Origin of the sequence: Flavobacterium chryseum, assembly GCF_004362015.1 — a bacterium.
GTDB lineage: Bacteria > Bacteroidota > Bacteroidia > Flavobacteriales > Flavobacteriaceae > Flavobacterium.
In genome coordinates this window covers 735,612-756,207 of record NZ_SNWW01000001.1, presented here as the reverse complement: position 1 = coordinate 756,207, position 20,596 = coordinate 735,612, and the positions used below count along the sequence as shown (strand labels likewise).

The window sequence follows — 20,596 nt, the reverse complement described above, 5'->3', positions numbered from 1 at the left end:
CCATAGTTTCACTTTCACCTAAAATTGTATTTTTGGCACAAACCACAAAACCACAACCATGAAAAAAACGAGTCCCATTATTCCGCTTTTCAAACAGTTCATCAGAGAAACGGAAACGGGTAAGCGACTCAAAAAAAATGGTGAAAAAATAAAATCCAGTTCGATAGATAATTATAAATATGTCTTACAAAATTTAATTCAGTTTTCGAGTGACACTAAGTTTGAACTGCGTATTTGTGATGCCGCAAAACTGGATAAAAGGGAACTAACTTCCGAGAAAAGCTATTGGAAAAAATTCTATCAGAAGTTTACTGATTTCCTTTATAAAAAGGGCTGTCACGACAATTATGTGGGGGCTAATATAAAAGTGATCCGGGTCTTTTTTAATTACCTGAAAAACGACAAGGATTTAAATACGGGTGATTTTCAGCGTCTGTTTTATGTAAGAAAAGAAGAAATCGAAATCTTTGTTTTATCACCGGAACAACTTAAGTTTTTAATTCACGACAAAGAATTTGAACAAACCCTTATTCCGAGTTACAAACGAATCAAAGACATCTTTGTGTTTGGTTGTACCACTGGTTTACGGTATTCCGATATTTTTTTACTGACCAATAAAAACTTCGAAAAAATGGAAGACGATTGGTACCTGAAGCTTAAATCCAAGAAAACCAAAACCTTTAGTTTTATCAAACTTTCTGCTTATGCCGTAACTATTTTTCAGCATTATGCAACGACCAACAATAAAACGCCGCTTTTTGGAAATACCAGTTTATTCAATTTTAATAAAAGCCTAAAACAAATTGGGGAACTAGCCGGCTTTACAGCGCCAATAGAAGTTTCCCGCGAAAAACAAGGTAAAACACAACGTATTACAAAAAAAACAGATCTGGTTAAAAATAGGTTTTGCGATAAAATGAGTTCCCACATGATGCGGCGAACTGCCATTACCACTTTATTAATTTTAGGGATGCCGGAACATTTGGTGCGAAAAATTAGCGGACACAGTCATGCCAGCACTTCTTTTAATAGATACGTACATTATGCGCAGGCTTATATGGACAAAGAGATTGAAAAAGTGCATAGTAAACTGGAAAGTTATTAATTGGACCTAATACTGCTAATAAAGAAAATGACGATTTAACCGGTGATAAAATCACAATTCAGGCTACTGATTTGACTGACAATCTGACTGAAAAAGAGCAAATGCTCTAAAAATCTCAAAAAAAGTTTGGACGGAGGAGTGACGGAAGAGTGACGGTACGGTGACGGAGAAATGACGGGTTCGAAAATAATGTCAAACTGCCAGAATTAAGGTTAAAAATCATGATTTGTCGTTCCCCCCTCTCTATAACTTTTAGTATGAGTTTTCTTTTGGTTAAGGTTTAAGGAGTTATAAAGAGTTAAAAAAGAAAAACCTGGTGCCAGAATCATATCTGATACCAGGTTTTTTTATTAGGATCGATGCTGTCTTCGGATCAGTGTTGCGTGTGCGAAGTCAAGAGACATTCACAGCGCATGCGATAAATTTAATATTTGTAAAGACCTTTCGGAAAATTGCTGTTTTTAGCTAGTAAATCATAATCTTATATTAGCTCCATTAGGATTGAAAAAACATACAATTGCTTTCATTTCATTATCGTTAAAAATGGGAATATTTTTGTATTTAGATCTAAGAAAATCAATTTTTATTTTCAGATCACTTAAACTTTCTTTTTTTATTTTCCCAAATTCACTATTAAAATAAGGATCCAAATATTTGTTAAATAAATATCTTCCATTATCATAATTTATTTTTTCAAAATCAGCACACTTTTTTTCTTCTAACAGTTTTCCGTTTATGTAATATGCATCATAAATTATCTTACCATTCCTGCTATATTGTTTAATTGACAAGTTATTGGAATCGTTAAACTCTAACTCTAAAATTAATTTTTCCTTATCATTATAGAACGTCCACAGCCCGTATGGTAATGTATCGTTTTTCATTTGACCAGATAGCAATAGTACACCGCTATTATTTTTAATTTTAACTTTTTCAATAGGTGACTTTAATTTTTCCTCACTGTTTGAACAGCTAATTAAAAACAAAACAAAAAACAAATTTAAATAAAATAAAATTTTCATAAATATTTATAGTTTAGGAGTTGCTATACTATTTGAGCTTAACTTGGCTGTTGTTGATGTTTTCGCACTTTCAGATGAGTGGTAAGTATTGTCTATGTTATATTTATCAGCAAATCTAAATAGGAAAGCGAGAAATTGATTTTTTTGACCAAAATTTATACTTTTATAATTGGAATTTCCCATGGTATTCTTTTCAAATCCTTTATTAGGAATGCCAGTACCTGTATACTGATCTTCTAAACTGAATTGATGACCTAACTCATGATTAATGACATTACTTATTCTTCTGACAGCCTCTCCTCCACCGTTAAAATCGTATCTTCCATTACTGTTCAATTTAGCACCCAAATTTTTAATGTCTAGTATCATCACTTGGCCTTCCAAATCAGTATAAGCTGGTGGGTTAATATTAGTCCCCTTATATGTTACAGCTTTTAATCTATCGTCCCCAAGTATTATAACGTAATCATTTGCTTTTATTTGCCCTAATGATGTAATCATTTCATAGGAAGTTTTTACTTTACTAGTTACTGTATAATTATAAAAAATCCCTCCTTTATTTACATTAACTTTTTTGCCTTTGAAATTCGTCAATCCTAATTGTGTTCCTGTTCCTGTGAGATCAGAATATGTTTTCATAATGTTGAGCTGAGCTTGTTCTATTACTTTTTCAAAGCCTTCTACCTTAACACCTGTTGCATTCAGAACCTTAAAATGAATATCTGTGTTAAAAACCATCGTTATTTTTGATGAAGTGCTATTTATTTTTTCAGAACTTGATACAGTAGTTGATATTTTCATCTCTAGTCCATCCAAGTCTATAGCCATAATTGGAGAGTTTCCGGCAAATTGATAAGGACTATAAAATGGATAATCTTTAGTTAGAGGATCTTGTGACAAGAATTTTCCAATTCTAGGATCATAAACTCTGAATCCGTAGTCATACTGTAATCCTCCCCCTTTAATTTCATCATCTTTTTCCTTTCCATTAAAACCATAGCGATACTCTTTCGAGCTTTCATGACGGTTTGGTACCAGCATTCCAAAAGGATAATAAACTAATCAGCCTCTACCCAACAAACATAAGAACTTTTACGAAATAAATATAACTTAAAAATGCATCTTTTAAGCATTTTATGAGATATTAACTTAATAAAAAAAGTTCTTTCCTATTCATTAAGACTAAAATCTTAATAAGTTATATTAATAATCATTAAAAAAATCACTTATTGACTATTATTTATTTTCTAATGAGTTTATATAAGCTTTTTTCATAAGTTTTTTAGTTTCTTTATTGTTATTATCATACATATACTCCCAAGCTTTTCTTAACCTATCATTTTGAATTTGTTGTATTTCAATTTCTTTGTTATTGTCGCTATAATGTATTCCCCAGTTATAAAGATTGCTTAGGGCTACCATTATAGCAAGCCATAAAAACCACCTGCTGAAAACAATTTTATAAAACAATTTCGCATCCTGTTCCGGAAATAACAAAATCTGGAATTTCTTAACGATATTTTTTGGCTGCCTGCCAATCATATATTTTATGTCTAGAAAACCTTTTTGAAGAATAGCTTCAATTTGCTTAATATCCAATTGTTCTGAAACATTTTTTTCTATTCTATGTTCCTTTTTAAACACATCGATTTTATCCTCTACATTCTTAACTGCAGTAATAAGCGCCTCAATATGCTGATTGTTTGTTTTCTGTTCCAGTGTAAATTCCTCCAGTACTAATTGTAAGGTCTCTCTTTCTATATGTCCTTTGTCTGTATTTGAATTTGTTTCCATATTTTTTATCTTTTAATATCATCTCCTTAATGCTGATTTCTTCTTTTTCTTTTGAGGAATTCTCTGTAATTCAGGATCGATATAATCCGGCTCATATTCAGAATTCATTAATTGTCCTATAGCTCCTAAAACCTCTTTAACAACTGTTTCTCCTGGTCTATCTAAACTATAGCTTTGCTTTTCTTTGTTTTGTTTTTCAGTGTTAAAAGAATTAGATATTGACTGACTATCTCTATCATAATTTTTTTCTTCACCAGCATTTCTGATGGCATAATGTTGTTTCTGATGTAATATCTTTTCAATTTTCATCAATGAAAAACCAACTTCGCTTCCTTTTATTTTTACTTTTTTATCATCTATAAAAGAAATTCCCCTGCCCTTAAGAACTTTATAACCCAACTCCCTCATATGTATTTCAAATTCTAAATAGGAACTGGCATATTTTAATGTCTGTTGAATATTTTCTTTAAGTTTTTCTTTCCTGCTGTCATGGCGAGGCAGTAGTCTATCTTTAGGAGAAAGGAATGCTCTTGGACTCAATACTTCTTGAAGATCGTATTTTTTTTCAAGCCGACGACAAAGTTCAGCCATGCGTTTATAGCTATTGCTATCATTGGCAACCTTACCATCAAAGCCAACTCGATTGGCTGCAATGTGAATATGCTGTTCTTTGGTATCCTTATGTAGCACACAAATATATTGGTTGTCTGCTATACCAAACTCCTTGGCGCATTCTCTTCCAACTTCTCTTAATTGTTCTTTGGTCAATATATCTTCCGGGGCTAGACGTAAGGTGAGATGCAACATTGGTTTTTCAACACGCCTGCTTAATCTCCTAACATCTTTAAACTGCTCTGTAAGCTCATACTTGTTGCCAAAGCATTTATTATATTCTAATACTTCTGCTCGTTCTTTATGCTGCAAATGGTCTTGCATTGCAAGTCCAAGTTTTTTCTCCTCAGACAATTCTTTTTTATCTTCCAGACAGTAGCTAATGCAATGATAAAAAGAGCTGCCTATGCTTACATGACCTATCATGATATAAAGTTTTTAATTTGGACAGCAAGATCTTTAACCTGACCTGACTGTACTTTTAATTCTGCCCGTTCAAGGGGGTTTAATTCATCGTTACTGTTTCTCTTTTTAGCGATTTGGTTCAGGTTGGCAGCCATGTGGTTGAGCATTCCTGTAAAACTTAGAATTTCTTTTGGAAGGGCTTTATTTTTATAATCAATCTTTCCCGTGAGTCCAATTTCACGAAGGTATTCGGAAACGGTTAGATTTACTTTTTTAGCTTTAGATTCAATTATTTTACGCTCGTAGAGTGTACATTTAATTGCCATAAGTTGGTCTCTTTTTATCGCCTTTTTCGGTCTGCCTCCTGTATTTTTTTTAGTTTCATTCTGTTGTTCCATAATCTTTCATCATTTATTTTTTGAATGCGGCAGCATGAAAAAAATCCTCTCAACGAATGCGATAGCATGAGGGGAGCCAGCGTTTTGGTTTTACCAAAACATAGCTGGCTACCACTCGAACGTCATATAGATCGCCTAAAACTATGACCTCGTTTAACTTGCTGTTTCTGGTTTAACCATTCGTTTAAATCTTTCTTTTTCTCATATAATAAACTTTGGTCGATATATTTTGCAGAATCTCTTTGTAGGGCTTCGCAAGTACATTTTATACCTCCCGTATCTCTGTCTAAATAGAGATCAACTGTCTCATGTTTTTCCATTAATTCTAGAGACTTCTTAAAAAAAGATAGAGAATTTAGTATCAGGAAATTTGTTTGTAGGTTAACCGATTTTTGATTCATCATTTTATAAGAGAGGTAGTCAAAAAAGCCCTCGAAAACGGCTACTGATTTTGCTTGCCTATCTATGAAAGTGATATCTTTTGGTGAGCTGCTGCCTTTAAAATATTCATTTCTGAGTTCGTATCCTCCTGAAATATTCTGAAATCCAATAGCAGTATACTTTCGATTATTTAAACAAAAATCAACTTCTTTACAATGTTGTCTTGCTATCTCATGCGAAATGCTTCGGCTATTTAAATAAGCCATAAGGAACTTATTTTCTAATGTGCGTACATCAACAATAACAATTTTGTCATGGACATTAGCTTTTTTGTCATTTACAATTCTTTGATTTGAAGATTGTCGATTCTCATTCTTAGAAGATAAACTTATCCCTGAGGAAATACTACTGCCATTTAAAAGCTGTAAAAATTCAGAAACTGTACATCTAAAATATTCAATTCCAAAATCAACTACATTTCCTCCCTTGCCTAATCCATGGTCATACCATAAATTAAGTTTTTGATTCACTTTGAAAGAGGGTGTATTTTCATTTCGAAATGGCGATAGATACCAATGATCCTGATTTTTTATTTTTGATGGCTCATGTCCTAATGTTTCAAGATAATTGACCAAATCAATTTGATTTGCAATTTTACAATTGAACTTTTCCATAATTGCTTTTTTTAATAAATCTTCTATTTGATTTCGAACAAGTTTGTTCATTTGCTGATGAAAAAAAATAACTATAATTTTTGCTTTTTTTGATATTTTGATGCAAATATCATCTAACTGACTGACTACGTTAACATTAAATCGCATCAATAACTGCATCAGTGCATCACTTTATTTTTGTCCTGCATCAGTTTTGCATCAAAAAAGATTGTTTTTTAGTTTGATGCAAGCTTTGATGCAGATCTGTTTAGCTCAATTACAAGACTTTACACTAATTTCGCATCAAAGCATCAAATATTTTATAAAACAAAATCTTTTTAATGGTATAAAAGCGCCCTCTTCGATCTATTTTTATATACTCACCATGCGACAATAATTCAATTCCACAATAAGACTTCGTATTGTCTTCAGGCGTAAAACCCCATCGTTTGAGAATATTTCTTATTTCATTAGCAGAAATATCCATTCTGTTATTTTGCTTTCTCAGTAGAATAAAAAGATCATTAGGAGCTAATTTCAACTCATCATCTTCCATTTTTTCAAAACATTCATGAATCAATTCAAGCATTAGTATTTCTTCTTTATTTCGATTTACAAGCTTTAATAGAGAGGGTGTCATAATCTGCTCGGGTTTAAACCACATTCTAGTTTTTTGCTCGGAAAAATAATTTCTCATTTGCAGATACTTTAAGAAATACGGAATTTCTTTGTTCAGTTTTTTAAGAAAGAATACATCTTCTGTATTTATAGTGCGAATCTTACGAATCCAAAAACGGATTTCTTCTTCGTCGATTTGGATAAAATTGTCTTCATTATTAGAACAAAGGATAAATTTTGCAAAGAATTCGATTTCTTGCCGATCCTTTCCTTTTGCTTCTACTTTATCTTTGTCGGTTGTTGAAAGATATTTTAAACGTTCTGTAATTTCTTTTTTATCAAAAAAGACTTCATCAATTGCCACAAGTAACATACTTGCCCAATCAGAATTAAACTGCGAGCCAAATGAATCCCCTTTTATGTAAGTCATATTCATTCCAAAAATTGATTTTAACCACTTTATGAAAGAACTTTTTCCAGTCGATCGCTCTTTGCTTACTAAACAGAGAATTGGTAACGTTTGCGTAGGTTTTTCATATAAAAGCTTTACATAGTCTAAGCCCAATTCACTTTGTTCTCCAAAAATATGGTGGATAAACTTCAAAGAATTCGGAATTAATTTTTCCAATTCATCTATTGAAAAATCTTTATCTATTGGTTGATTTGGCAGTTCATGATAGGTATTATAAAAATCAGCTACGATTTGTTCGTATCCAAAATGGTTAGGGATACAACAAAAGCCATCTAATTTGGATATATCGTTTAAAAATGATTTTCCGTGATCGGTAATGATTGTTTCCCGATTCCATCGAACCATTACTTTTACTTTATCACCTGAAATCAAAGGCTTGTCTATAATTTTGAAGTAGGAAGTCCCTACTCGGATATAAGGAATATCTAGGTTCATAAGATTCAAATTACAATCCTTCCAGTTTTGTCGTAAGGATTTGATTAAAAGACAACAAATTTTTATGCGTTTTATTTGTGAGAGTTAAACGCATTATTTTTTCCAAAAAGCAGCATTTTTATTTTCAAGATCTTCGGTAGTATTTATGATTTCTCCGTTTAAATAATCCAGAAGATCCTCTTTTCTAAAATAGATTTTCTTCTGACCTTTTTTCTTGGAATATCTAATTTTTCGTTGGTGGGTGAGTTGATAAATGTATTTGACCTCAATCGATAAAAACTCGGCAGCTTCTTCAGAGGAATAAACATCTTTACTATTTAAAGATAATTTCATTAATGCTTTCTTAATAAAAGCATCTTGTTTGTTCGCTAGTTCCTGTACGATCAATTCTAATCGATCAATTTTTGAAGTAAAATTACTTGTGTCCATGATTCTATTTTTTGAATTAAGAGACAAGTGTACAGAGGTTTGATGAAGTAAAAAATCGTGTAAAAACATTTTACACATCTAAAATAAACCATACTGATTAATACCCAAGTAGGGTAAATCATTATAACTTACTTTATTTGAAAAATCAGATTGCAGTAATAAAATTTTACAATTAGGTTAGTCTAATTTTTCAAATAATCGGGTAAAATCATTACTGTGTAATATTTTCTCTTTTTGGTTTATTATGATAAACATATTCAGAAAATCAATGATTTTGGTATTGGATCTATCTTTTATTTGAGAATTCCAGTTCTTCTGAATATTGAAAAGTGAAGCTAATATTTCAACTATATTCTGTTTGGAATTTCTTTTGTTGTCAATTTTTATAGCAATTGATCCTTCTTTTATTTTTATTCCATTACAAAGTTTATAAAGATTATCAATCGAAAATTGGTCTTGAAAAACATCCTTATGTTTTTCTATAATCAATTCAAATTCTCTTGAGTCAATCTGTTTAATAATATCTCCATTAGATAAATTTATCACATCTTTAAAACTGACACCATTTTGAATTGACGAAATAGCTTTGCTTTCTTCAAAAACTACTTTCCTTTCTTTAAATATTTCTTTAGGGTTTAGAATATACTCATTTAAAATTTTTAAAATATGTACTGGAGTTTTTATTTCAAACAGATAAAGCAAAATGAATTGAATCAAAACAAGTAGAAAGGTATAAAATGTTTGATTATAAATATCTGAATTCTTCGAAATTTCATTTCCAAAGACGATTCCTAAAAAACAAGATAACAGGAAAAGTGAACACAAGATTATCAATCTACTTTTATTAATTCCGATATAATAAGTAAATTTTTCTTCAGCGTATAAATTTATCAAAAGAGGTTTGACAATGAAAAATAATCTAAAAAGTAAGAACACGGGAAAACCAATCTTTGCAAAAAATAACACAAACGTTATGATGTAGATATAAATTTCCATGTTCAATTAGTTAGCTTCGATAAAAATAAGCAAAACTAATTAAAAATAAAGCAAGTCTTTTTTTACATCATTTTTTAAAAATGTTCGTCAAATGTTCGTCGATTAAAACAAAAAAGCCTTCACATATTTGCGAAGGCTTGATTTTACTAGTGGTCCCACCTGGGCTCGAACCAGGGACCACCTGATTATGAGTCAGGTGCTCTAACCAGCTGAGCTATAGGACCGGTTTGAGGATGCAATATTACTACTATTTTTCATTCACTCCAAATATTTCGGGACATGATTTATATTTTATTTCAAACAGCATCAGCGAATTTTAAAAACTTAATTGATTTTCAATACCTTATTTCAAAAGTCAATTCAGGATTTTTTTATTTAATTTCCTGACAAAGCTCTACCAAAACACCATTTGTATTTTTTGGATGTAAAAAAGCAACTAATTTATTATCGGCACCTTTTTTAGGAACTTCATTAATTAATACAAAACCTTCGTTTTTTAAACGCTCAATTTCAGCAACGATATCTTCAACGTCAAAAGCAATATGGTGAATTCCTTCTCCTTTTTTTTCCAAAAACTTTGCAATTGGACTTTCAGGATTGGTTGCCATCAAAAGTTCTATCTTATTTACTCCTGTCTGAAAAAATGATGTTATTACGCCTTCGCTTTCTACTGTTTCAGATTTATACGAGGAAACTCCCAATAATTTCTCAAACAAAACATTAGCATCATCCATGTTTTTTACGGCAATTCCGATATGTTCAATTTTATTTACCATTTCTATTTTTAATTAAAAGAATTATTGATTTACATAAGTATTAAAATATCCGCATTCTGCAATTACATCCTGATAATATTTAGTGTCTGAATAATCCTTTTTTAAAGCTTTAAATCCGTTCCAGGCAATAAAATTAACTTTATCATCCTGAATTTCCCACCAGCTGTTCACTCCATTATATTTGGTATTGTAATATGCATTACGTTCACATTTTGCCAGCAGATAAATACATTTAGCTTTTTGTTCTTTTGTCGTTGCGGCTTCAAAAGCTTTTTGATAATACATTTTAGGTACATCGCAATTGGTAATCATTTTTTTCATTGGATCTCTAAATGAATATGGACTCGATCCGTAGCCTACAATGTTGATTTCATAAAAAGTTCTGCCATTTCCAAAATGTGTAATGTTATAAAATGCATTTCCAAGTAATAAACTATTGGTATAAACATCTTCTTTTTGAGCCAGTTTATCCTGCATTTCTTTTATTGTAGTTAGAAACTCTATCTGAGAATATTTCTTTTTCTGATACGCAGCATGTTCACAATCGTGGCAATCTTTTATATTACCATTAAACGGATTTCCAAGAAATTGATAATGTTGCACTGAATCTGTTTCTTTCATGTAAGCAATTGCTTCGGGAATTTTGTTTTTGAATGTTGCCTGAATCGCCTGAAAATTACTAATGTCTTTTAGTTTTAAATTATAAATTCCAGATGCAATTTTTTCGATTTCTGTTTTATCTGATTTTGCTAAAAATGCTTTCATATCGAGCAAATTCTTTTCATTGTCATAAAATGAATTTCCAGAACCCCAATAATTGTTTGGCGTATCACCAAATAACTCCGCCATAACCGGATTTGCTTTCGCTCTGTAAAGTGTGGCTAAATAGTTTTTACTCCATTGAGCAGCATTTTGATAACGAAAAGTTTCACCTTTATACGTTTTTGGAAGTTCCTGATACAACCAATTCAAATCGGCTAAAATTGTTTTTTCGTTTTTATCTGTAAGCTGATCAATCTTACTCATGTTATTTACAAACCGAAGTAATCTTAACTGATATTTTGCCAACTCTGTTTTAGGCATTGATTTCTCAGCTTTATCATAATTACTTTCTGCAGCAGCAAAATCACCTTTTAAAGTTTGCAGATATCCTATCGAAATATCCCATAAATAAGGTTTATTGGTATTTCCTGCCAAAGCGATCTTAGCCACTAAATCAAAAGCCTTTTGATCAATTTTAGTCTTATTAAATTCTTTATTTTCAGCAACTGTTTGCTTTTTTGACGGCAGATTGTCTTTACCGCTTTCTTCAAATGAATTATTTATACTTTGTTCCTGACTGTTTACCAATCGGGTTAACAAATAATTCAAGTGTTCGCTTTTGGGATCTAATCCGTAAATTTTTTCGATTGCTTGCTTTTCATCTTTGTAAAATCCGCGAATTGCCCAAAGTGCTGCTTTTTCAGTATTATTTTTAGCCAAAAACAACGACTTGTTCCAGTCCGCGTCATTCTGGGGATGAAAACTATATGCCGTAACAATTCTCATTTCCGGGCATTTATCAAATACTTGTGCGTACAGGCAATTTGATTCAGCATATTTTTTCTGCTTGTATTTTACTCCTGCTATATAAGCAAGCCCTCTGTAATACAATACGTTTTTGGGAACTGATTGCTCTGTTTTATTAAAAAAATCAATCGCTTTTTGTTTATTGGTACTATAAAAATAAGCTTTCAGGGTAAGAAACCAATATCTATTTTTTAAGAATGCGTCCGGAGTTGTATTATAAACATTTTCTATAGATTGAATCATTTTGAAATCTTTCAACGTTTTTGCTACGACCGGATCGTAACTCCAATAATCTTCTCCAATAGAAACTGTTTCTACTTTTTGTGCCAAATACAGGAATTCGATAAAACTCTTGACTTTGTCATCTTTCAAATTCAATTTTTTACCCCATTTTAAAGAAGTCTGATTTTCTTTTTTGGTTTTTAAATAAACGTGAAGCTGTGTAATCTCCGTTTTATTTTTCGAGATTTTACTTTCGCTGGAATATTGTGGCGTTAAATCTCCAATTAAAAAATAACTCACCGTTGCTGTATCAACTTTGGTTTTTAAATACGTGTTCCAGTCTGATTTAATTTTATCATTAAATCTGGAATTATGTTGTGTATCAAAGCCTATTCCGTAAAAAATATCTCCTGACAAAAAAAGTGGTGAATACGATTTATCTGTAAATGTTTCTGGGGTGAAATTAGAATTGTAACTAAAAAAATCCCAGTCGTCTCCGCCAGCGCAGGCATAAATTACGCCATAAACAAAAAGCAGAGAAGCGCTAGAAATAAGAAACAACTTGTTTAAAAATATTCTTTTCATGGTATTTAATATTGAATTCGTCTAAATCGTAAAAAATAATTTCATTTGGCGTCTGAGCTAAATTTTCATCCAAATCCTGCGCCATTTCTTTTAAATCTTCTGAAGAAATTGCTTCAATTTTAAGCAAATCGTTTTCTTCATAAAAAACTCCGTTTTTGTAATTAGATTGTCCGGCTTTAAAAAAGACTGAACTAATTTGTTTGAAGTTTTTATCTTTTTTAAGTTCCTCTACATTCAGTTTCGAACGTAAAGCTATCACTTTCTGATTTCTGATATGAATTCCCCAGGAATATATGGGTAAAGCGACATCCAGATGCAACGGATATTTTTTTAAACTTTTAAGATAGTTGTAGGCAATCTTTTGACTGTAAATTGAATTTAGAGAATCCGGAGCGATAGATCCCATATTATAATACATTAAAACGCCAGAATCTACATTCGGAATTTTGGTCTTTTTGAAATATTTTACCTGATGCAATCTAATTGTTGCTGAGAGTTTCTTATGCGAGAGTTTTTTAAATTGTTCAATAAACTTCAAATAATTCCCTTTGCTAGCCAATGTCCAATCGCAATCAATTTGAATTTCAGTGGAAACAATTTTATTTTTAGTATTGATTTCTTCTACTAAACGAATCGTTTTCTGAGCTAAATCCTTAATATCAAGGTTTGCTTGCAACATGACTTTGTTTTTGATGAAGATTACCGGAACAATTTCAAAATCCTTCATGTTTTCCTGAAAATGTATTGGACTTATCGGAATAGGTTCTTCCGTTTTTGGATGCAGACCAATATCAAAATACCGAATATAAAGCTTTGTTACGTTATTGTCTTTCAAAACTTCTTTCTCGGTATGAGATAACTTGAAAATGGTTTTCCAGTAATAAAAAGATACAATTGGCTCTTTTGTTTTGCTACAGGAAACAAGTAATAAAAACACAAAAGCAACTAGGATATTCTTTTTCAAAACCAATCAAATTAAATAAGAACTCAAATGTAAGAAATAATGAAGCGTTTCTGAATTCATCTCCAGAAAAAACAATAAAAAAGCAAAAGCTGTAATTCCCAATAAATAGATAAAAAATTTCGATTAAAGCAAATATAATCGTTATTTTGTGCAATCAAATTTAAAAACCGTTATGTTGAAAAACAACTTAAAATATATTTCATTCTTTTTAGTTTTCTTAATGATGAGCTGCGCCAAACGAGGCAGTATAACTGGCGGATTGAAAGATACGCTTGCTCCGGTTTTAGAATCGAGTTCGCCTAAAAACTTCAGTACTGACTTTAAAGGAGATCAAATTATTTTAAATTTTGATGAATATGTTAAGCTTAAAAACCTGAACAAACAGCTTATTATTTCACCTCCAATGAAACATGAGCCGCTCATTACTCCAACCAATGTGAGTAAAGTTATCACCATAAAAATTAAGGATACTTTACAACCTAACACGACTTACAGTTTTAATTTTGGACAAAGTATTACCGACAATAATGAAGGAAATGCGATGAATCAGTTTAAATATATTTTTTCAACGGGACCTTATATCGATTCGCTTTCTATTGGCGGCATTATTAAGGATTCTTATGAAAAAACGGTTGATAATTTTGTTTCGGTGATGTTGTATGAAGTGAATGACAAATACAAAGATTCTGTTGTTTATAAAGATTTTCCAAGATATGTAACTAACACTTTGGATAGTTTAAGAACTTTTAAATTAGAAAATTTAAAAGCGGGAAAGTATCTTTTAGTGGCGATGAAAGATAAGGGAGGAAACAATAAATTTAACCCGAAAGATGATAAAATTGGTTTCCTTAAACATTTTATCACGGTGCCAAACGATACGCTTTTTGAATTGGAATTATTTAAAGAAGTATTACCCCTTAAAGCCTTTAAACCTATTCAGGCTTCAGGAAACAGATTATTGCTTCCGTACGAAGGAAAACAGAATTTTAAACTTTCTAAACCAAAAATTGTTCTTAAAAACAACACTGAAATACTGGAAACTATTGTAACTCAATTTCCTAAAAAAGATTCTTTGCAGGTTTGGTATAAGCCTTTAAAAGCAGATTCTTTGTCGCTTGAAGTTAGCAAAGAAGGTTATGATAAAAAGTTTACATTTAGAATAAAAGACCAGAAAAAAGACACTTTAAACATTATAGCGTTACAAAACGGCGTTATTCATTTTAGAGACCGATTTACTTTAGAAACGGCAACGCCTTTGGTGAAATTTGACAAATCAAAAATCAAGTTGATAAATAAAGATTCGACTGCGGTAGATTTTACTACAGAATATGATGAATTTGAACAGAAATTATATATTGATTTTAAGAAAGAGCCTTTGCAGAAATACAATTTCACGTTTCTTCCGGGCGCTCTGACTGATTTCTACGACAAGGCTAACGACACTTTATCTTTTAAATTAAGTACTAAGGAATTTGAAGATTACGGGAATTTAATATTGAATTTGAAGAATGTAAAACGTTTCCCGATAATTGCGGAAATAACCAATAAAAAAGGAGATGTAGTACTTGCCAGCGACTATTCTGAAGGCAAGACTAAACTTCAATTCGATTTATTGCAGCCTGAATCATTTACTTTAAGAATAACATATGACGATAATAAAAACAAGGTCTTTGACTCTGGTAATTTCTTAAGTAAAACTTATGCTGAAGAAGTGTTTTATTATCAAAAAGAAATCGATGTGCGAACGAATTGGGATGTAGACGAAAGTATCGATTTAAGCATTCCTTATAATCCTGAATTGGAAAAAAAGGAAATAAATAAAAAGAAAAAACAAGAGGAGAAGAACAGAAAAGCTTTCTAGATTTTAATTTCGAAAGCATCTTTATCACTCAAAAAGTCAAGTTTTTTGCGTGTTTCCAACATTATATTTTTATCTAATTCAACCACAAAAACGTCTTCGGTTTCTTGTGGCTCCAGAATAGTATTGCCTAAAAAATCAATTACCTGCGAATGCCCTATGTGTTCATAATTGTTAGCGTCAATTCCTAATCGGTTTACGCCAACAACATAACTCAGGTTTTCTACGGCGCGTGCTTTTAGCAAAATATCCCAGGCATTGGTGCGGACTTTTGGCCAATTGGCAACATATATTAGTAAATCGTAATTTTCGACATTTCTCGCAAAAACAGGAAACCTCAAATCATAACAAATTTGCAGACAAATCTTCCAGCCTAAATAATCCACAATTACTTTTTCAGTTCCACTAGTATAGGTTTTATCTTCGCCTGCCAATGTAAACAAATGGCGTTTATTATAATATTCAATTTCTCCTGACGGAAAAACAAATAGCATTCTATTATAATATTGATTATTTCCTTTGATAATCAAACTTCCGGTAATCGCGCAATTTCTCTGTTTTGCCAATGACTGTAGCCAAAGAACCGTTTCTCCTTGCATTGTTTCTGCCACTGCAACAGCATTCATTGTAAATCCGGTCGAAAACATTTCAGGAAGTACAATCAAATTAACTTCTGAATCGATTTGATTTATCTTTGATTCGAAGTTATTTCTGTTTTTGGAAGCGTCTTCCCAATAAAGATCTGATTGTATAAGTGCTATTTTCATTTTATATGAATTTTGAGCGTAAGATTAAATAAGAACTAAATCTGGAAAAGCCGTTTTATATGCTTTTAGCTTTTCGTTTTTCGGATCAACTTCCGTAACGATATAATCAACTTCAGATAAGCTCGCAATTTTCATTTTCAGCACCGTATTAAGCTTTTCAGTAATTGTTATAATGGCTGTTTTTTTTGAAGCTTGTATCATCGCTTTTTTGACTTGTACCGTTTCCCAATCCGAATCAGAATAACCACCGTCAATGTCTAAAGCATTTGTTCCTAAAATCAATAAATCTGCTTTAATATTTGCCAATTGATGATATACTTCTCCACTCACACACATTTGACTGTAAGATGATATACTGCCTCCAATCATTATGACTTTAATATTGGGTTTATCTAAAAGTTCCACAGCAGTAACTACAGTAATAGTAAAAATGGTCAGATTTAAATCATTTGGAATTAATCGGATAAACTCTCTAATCGTAGTTCCTCCATCAAGGATTAAAACCATACCATCATGCAGCAGACTAATCGTTTTCTGAGCAATTATTTGTTTTGATTCTACTTCATATGTTTGGTTTGAGGATGAATAATGATATCCTTTAGTCATCGCACCACCCTTCACTTTAATCAACAATAACTCTGATTCAAGTTCATTAATATCACGTCTTATCGTATCTTCCGAAACACCCAGTTTCGCCGAAAGTGTTTCGAAACTTACGCGAGTATGCAGGTTAATCTCTTTTAAGATGTGATTTTTCCTTTCCTCTTTGGTATAATTTATTAATTCATGATCATTCATTCCAATACTTTTTACGTAAACAAATTTAAGCATTTAATACAATAGTATTGCGAAACATAAAAAGGTGTCTTCTAAAAACAAAAAACGCATCCAAATTAATGAATGCGTTTTTTAATATAATTTAATCTTTTTTAGATTATCCTTTTAAGCTTGCAGATAAATATTCACGGTTCATACGTGCGATATTTTCAAGAGAAATTCCTTTAGGGCATTCTACTTCACAAGCTCCGGTGTTGGTACAGTTACCAAAACCTTCGTGATCCATTTGGTGTACCATGTTTAAAACACGATCAACAGCTTCAACCTGACCTTGAGGCAATAAAGCATATTGAGATACTTTTGCTGCAACGAATAACATTGCTGATGAGTTTTTACAAGTTGCAACACAAGCTCCACAACCAATACAAGCTGCAGCATCAAATGATTTATCTGCATCGTGTTTGTTCACCGGAATTGTATTGGCATCAATTGTGTTTCCTGAAGTATTTACCGAGATAAATCCTCCTGCGTGTTGAATTCTGTCGAAAGAACTTCTGTCAACAACTAAATCTTTAATTACAGGAAAAGCTTTTGCTCTAAATGGCTCGATAAAAATCGTATCGCCATCTTTAAACATACGCATGTGTAATTGACAAGTTGTAACACCTCTGTCTGGACCGTGCGCTTCTCCGTTAATGAATAAAGAACACATTCCGCAAATTCCCTCACGACAATCGTGGTCAAATGCTACAGGCTCTTCTCCTTTATTGATTAATTGCTCGTTAAGAACATCAAGCATTTCAAGGAAAGACATATCTGGTTCAATTCCGTCGATTGGATAATCAACAATTCCACCTTTATCTTGGGCGTTTTTTTGACGCCATATTTTTAATGTAAGTTTCATACTGTTTTAGTTTGAAGGTCATAAAGTCGAAAGTCGAAAGTCAGCTAACATTGAGCCATTTGACTTTAAGACTTCTGTCTTTTGACTAATTGCTATTTGTAACTACGCTGTACTAATTTAATGTTTTCATAAACCAGAGGTTCTTTGTGTAACACGGCATCACTTGGTTTTCCTTTGTATTCCCAAGCTGCAACGTATGCAAAGTTCTCATCGTCACGAAGTGCTTCTCCTTCTTCTGTTTGATATTCTTCACGGAAGTGACCACCACAAGATTCGTTACGGTGTAAAGCATCTTTCGCGAACAATTCACCTAATTCTAAGAAATCGGCAACACGTGTCGCTTTCTCTAATTCCTGATTAAATTCGTAAGCGCTTCCTGGCACTTTTACATCTCTATAAAACTCTTCACGTAAAGCAGCAATTTCTTCGATAGCTTCGGTTAAACCTTTAGCATTACGAGCCATACCAACTTTATTCCACATAATTTTTCCTAATTTCTTATGGAAATAATCTACAGAATGAGTTCCTTTATTATTGATAAATCTATCGATTTGATCTTTTACATTTTTCTCAGCTTCAACGAATTCCGGTAAATCTGTAGAGATTGGTCCCATTTTAATATCCGGAGCCAAATAATCTCCAATAGTATAAGGAAGAACAAAATATCCATCAGCTAAACCTTGCATCAAAGCAGAAGCTCCAAGTCTGTTTGCTCCGTGATCAGAGAAGTTAGATTCTCCAATTGAGAAACATCCCGGAATAGTAGTCATTAAGTTATAATCAACCCAAGTTCCACCCATAGTGTAGTGAACCGCCGGGTAAATCATCATTGGTGTTGTATAAGGATCCTCATCAACGATTTTGTAATACATCTGGAATAAGTTTCCGTATTTACTTTTCACGATTTCAGCTCCTAATTTAGTTACCAATACTTTATCATTAGCATCTAAACCTTTTACGTAAGCTTCTTCAGTTCCGTAACGTTGAATTGCCGCAGCAAAGTCTAAGTAAACTGCTTCTCCTGTTTTATTAACTCCAAAACCTGCATCACATCTTTCTTTTGCAGCACGAGATGCTACGTCACGAGGTACTAAGTTACCAAAAGCAGGATATCTTCTTTCTAAGAAATAATCTCTTTCAGCTTCAGATAAATCAGTTGCTTTTTTCTTTCCTTCGCGAATTGCCTTAGCGTCTTCTAGTTTTGCAGGAACCCAAATACGACCGTCATTACGTAACGATTCAGACATCAAAGTCAATTTAGACTGGTGATCTCCAGAAACCGGAATACATGTTGGGTGAATTTGTGTGTAGCAAGGATTTGCAAAAAACGCTCCTTTTTTATGAATTTTCCAAGCTGCTGTCGCGTTACTTCCCATAGCGTTAGTTGACAAGAAAAATACGTTTCCATATCCTCCAGAACCAACTACTACTGCATGAGCAGAATGTCTTTCTATTTCTCCTGTAATTAAGTTACGAGCGATAATACCTCTTGCTTTTCCATCAACGATTACTAAATCCAGCATTTCGTGACGGTTGTACATTTTTACTTTTCCACGACCAATCTGACGGTTCATTGCTGAGTAAGCTCCTAACAATAATTGTTGCCCGGTTTGTCCTTGTGCGTAAAAAGTACGAGAAACTAGAGTTCCTCCAAAAGAACGGTTGTCTAAAAGTCCTCCATATTCACGAGCCAATGGCACACCTTGAGCCACACACTGGTCGATAATATTTGCAGAAACTTCAGCTAAACGGTGAACGTTTGCTTCACGCGCACGGTAGTCACCCCCTTTTACAGTATCGTAGAACAATCTGTAAACTGAGTCACCATCACCTTTATAATTTTTTGCTGCATTGATACCACCTTGTGCCGCAATAGAGTGCGCACGTCTTGGTGAATCCTGAAAGCAAAATGCTTTTACGTTATATCCCAGTTCAGCCAAAGTAGCCGCAGCAGAACCTCCAGCTAAACCTGTACCAACAATGATAATATCTAAATTACGTTTGTTTGCAGGGTTTACTAAATTAATATGATCTTTATAATTTGTCCATTTGTCCGATATTGGACCATTTGGAATTTTTGAATCTAATGCCATTATAATTGATATTAATTATTGAAATGATGAAATAATGCGATGATGATGAAAAGTGCAGGTACAATTACCGCAAAACCATAACCAACTTTACTTAAAAATCTTGAATACTTATTGTGCATCCCCATAGATTGAAGAGATGAACCGAATCCGTGCCAAAGGTGAAATCCTAATAATACAAAAGACACACAATAGATAGCAGTACGAATTGGATCGTGAAATTTATGAACTAACTCTCCATAATATCTTGTAGCATCTGGTGCTGCACCTGCAATATATTTGTAATTAACTTCAGGAAACCAAAAATCATAAAAATGCAATCCTAAGAAAGCTAAAATAACCAATCCAGAAATAATCATATTTCTTGAACTCCATGAAGCATTAGCAGCTCCGTTGTATTTTGCATACGAAATTGGTCTTGCAGCGCTATTTTGAGCGGTCAGTACAAATCCCATTACGAAATGAAAAATTACACCGAATGCCAAAACTGGTTGCATTACATATTGAATCAGCGGATTGTATCCCATAAAGTGAGAAGCTTCGTTAAAAACATTTTCACTAATAATTGAAATAAAATTTAAGGAAACATGCAGCGCTAAAAACGTGATTAAGAATATTCCCGAAAGAGCCATAGCCACTTTCTTTAAGATGGAAGCATTCAACTGTGCAGATTGTGCCATAAGTGTTTAAGTAGTTTGTTTTAAAAAATTACACAAAAATAACTCAAATAGAAAAGAACTACAACCATTTCGTTGTTATTTATA

General features: G+C 32.4%; 18 protein-coding genes, 1 tRNA gene and 1 pseudogene. 2 read left to right on the top strand and 18 right to left on the bottom strand.

Translation table 11 applies throughout. The features are described 5' to 3' along the window. The first annotated feature begins 58 nt into the window (after positions 1–58). The gene (locus EV143_RS03110; RefSeq protein ID WP_133506514.1) at positions 59–1,105 is read left to right on the top strand and encodes a tyrosine-type recombinase/integrase; all 1,047 of its coding nucleotides are present in this window, start codon (positions 59–61) and stop codon (positions 1,103–1,105) included. Between the two features lie 473 nt (positions 1,106–1,578). Here EV143_RS03110 and EV143_RS03105 read toward each other — a convergent pair whose 3' ends face one another. The 13 genes and pseudogenes from EV143_RS03105 to EV143_RS03045 all read right to left on the bottom strand — a co-directional run bounded on the left by EV143_RS03105 (position 1,579) and on the right by EV143_RS03045 (position 13,436). After that, positions 1,579–2,127, bottom strand: a complete 549-nt coding sequence (locus tag EV143_RS03105) for a hypothetical protein (RefSeq protein WP_132037299.1) — start codon at positions 2,125–2,127, stop codon at positions 1,579–1,581. A gap of 6 nt (positions 2,128–2,133) precedes the next feature. Then, positions 2,134–3,171 (bottom strand): annotated as a pseudogene (locus EV143_RS03100) (RHS repeat-associated core domain-containing protein); the annotation flags it as partial. A gap of 192 nt (positions 3,172–3,363) precedes the next feature. Then, complete coding sequence (locus EV143_RS03095; protein WP_132037294.1) at positions 3,364–3,921, bottom strand: hypothetical protein; 558 nt, start codon at positions 3,919–3,921, stop codon at positions 3,364–3,366. An 18-nt stretch (positions 3,922–3,939) separates the two neighbouring features. Continuing rightward, a complete protein-coding gene (locus EV143_RS03090; protein ID WP_132037293.1) occupies positions 3,940–4,959 on the bottom strand; it encodes a relaxase/mobilization nuclease domain-containing protein in 1,020 nt (339 codons plus the stop codon). Beyond that, entirely contained in the window at positions 4,956–5,336 is a 381-nt protein-coding gene (locus EV143_RS03085) for a plasmid mobilization protein (RefSeq protein WP_132037292.1), read from the bottom strand. The genes EV143_RS03090 and EV143_RS03085 overlap by 4 nt, the downstream gene beginning before the upstream one ends. A gap of 122 nt (positions 5,337–5,458) precedes the next feature. After that, a complete protein-coding gene (locus EV143_RS03080; RefSeq protein WP_238698758.1) occupies positions 5,459–6,550 on the bottom strand; it encodes a toprim domain-containing protein in 1,092 nt (363 codons plus the stop codon). A 112-nt stretch (positions 6,551–6,662) separates the two neighbouring features. Then, complete coding sequence (locus EV143_RS03075; protein WP_132037291.1) at positions 6,663–7,895, bottom strand: primase-helicase family protein; 1,233 nt, start codon at positions 7,893–7,895, stop codon at positions 6,663–6,665. A 93-nt stretch (positions 7,896–7,988) separates the two neighbouring features. Further along, the gene (locus EV143_RS03070; protein ID WP_158286341.1) at positions 7,989–8,324 is read right to left on the bottom strand and encodes a helix-turn-helix domain-containing protein; all 336 of its coding nucleotides are present in this window, start codon (positions 8,322–8,324) and stop codon (positions 7,989–7,991) included. Positions 8,325–8,501: 177 nt separating this feature from the next. Then, the gene (locus tag EV143_RS03065) at positions 8,502–9,320 is read right to left on the bottom strand and encodes a hypothetical protein (protein ID WP_132037289.1); all 819 of its coding nucleotides are present in this window, start codon (positions 9,318–9,320) and stop codon (positions 8,502–8,504) included. Positions 9,321–9,470: 150 nt separating this feature from the next. Further along, positions 9,471–9,544, bottom strand: a tRNA-Ile gene (locus EV143_RS03060). 147 nt (positions 9,545–9,691) lie between these two features. Continuing rightward, the gene (gene mce, locus EV143_RS03055; RefSeq protein WP_133506513.1) at positions 9,692–10,096 is read right to left on the bottom strand and encodes a methylmalonyl-CoA epimerase; all 405 of its coding nucleotides are present in this window, start codon (positions 10,094–10,096) and stop codon (positions 9,692–9,694) included. 21 nt (positions 10,097–10,117) lie between these two features. Continuing rightward, the gene (locus EV143_RS03050) at positions 10,118–12,472 is read right to left on the bottom strand and encodes a hypothetical protein (RefSeq protein WP_133506512.1); all 2,355 of its coding nucleotides are present in this window, start codon (positions 12,470–12,472) and stop codon (positions 10,118–10,120) included. Further along, entirely contained in the window at positions 12,432–13,436 is a 1,005-nt protein-coding gene (locus EV143_RS03045; RefSeq protein WP_133506511.1) for a hypothetical protein, read from the bottom strand. The genes EV143_RS03050 and EV143_RS03045 overlap by 41 nt, the downstream gene beginning before the upstream one ends. A 172-nt stretch (positions 13,437–13,608) precedes the next feature. On the opposite strand from EV143_RS03045, the gene EV143_RS03040 reads away from it, so the two are divergent. Continuing rightward, complete coding sequence (locus EV143_RS03040) at positions 13,609–15,297, top strand: Ig-like domain-containing domain (RefSeq protein WP_133506510.1); 1,689 nt, start codon at positions 13,609–13,611, stop codon at positions 15,295–15,297. Here the strand turns inward: EV143_RS03040 and EV143_RS03035 are convergent. The 5 genes from EV143_RS03035 to EV143_RS03015 form a co-directional block, all read right to left on the bottom strand. Further along, positions 15,294–16,061 (bottom strand): nitrilase family protein, encoded by a 768-nt coding sequence (locus tag EV143_RS03035; RefSeq protein ID WP_133506509.1) that lies wholly within the window; start codon positions 16,059–16,061, stop codon positions 15,294–15,296. The genes EV143_RS03040 and EV143_RS03035 overlap by 4 nt on opposite strands. Positions 16,062–16,085: 24 nt before the next feature. After that, on the bottom strand, positions 16,086–16,859 hold the full coding sequence (locus EV143_RS03030; protein ID WP_133506508.1) for a DeoR/GlpR family DNA-binding transcription regulator: 774 nt from the start codon (positions 16,857–16,859) through the stop codon (positions 16,086–16,088). A 136-nt stretch (positions 16,860–16,995) separates the two neighbouring features. After that, a complete protein-coding gene (locus tag EV143_RS03025; protein ID WP_133506507.1) occupies positions 16,996–17,742 on the bottom strand; it encodes a succinate dehydrogenase/fumarate reductase iron-sulfur subunit in 747 nt (248 codons plus the stop codon). A 92-nt stretch (positions 17,743–17,834) separates the two neighbouring features. Next, on the bottom strand, positions 17,835–19,835 hold the full coding sequence (locus EV143_RS03020; RefSeq protein ID WP_133506506.1) for a fumarate reductase/succinate dehydrogenase flavoprotein subunit: 2,001 nt from the start codon (positions 19,833–19,835) through the stop codon (positions 17,835–17,837). 11 nt (positions 19,836–19,846) lie between these two features. Further along, positions 19,847–20,512: a succinate dehydrogenase cytochrome b subunit gene (locus EV143_RS03015; protein ID WP_133506505.1), complete on the bottom strand. Its 666-nt coding sequence runs from the start codon at positions 20,510–20,512 to the stop codon at positions 19,847–19,849. Positions 20,513–20,596 lie beyond the last annotated feature (84 nt).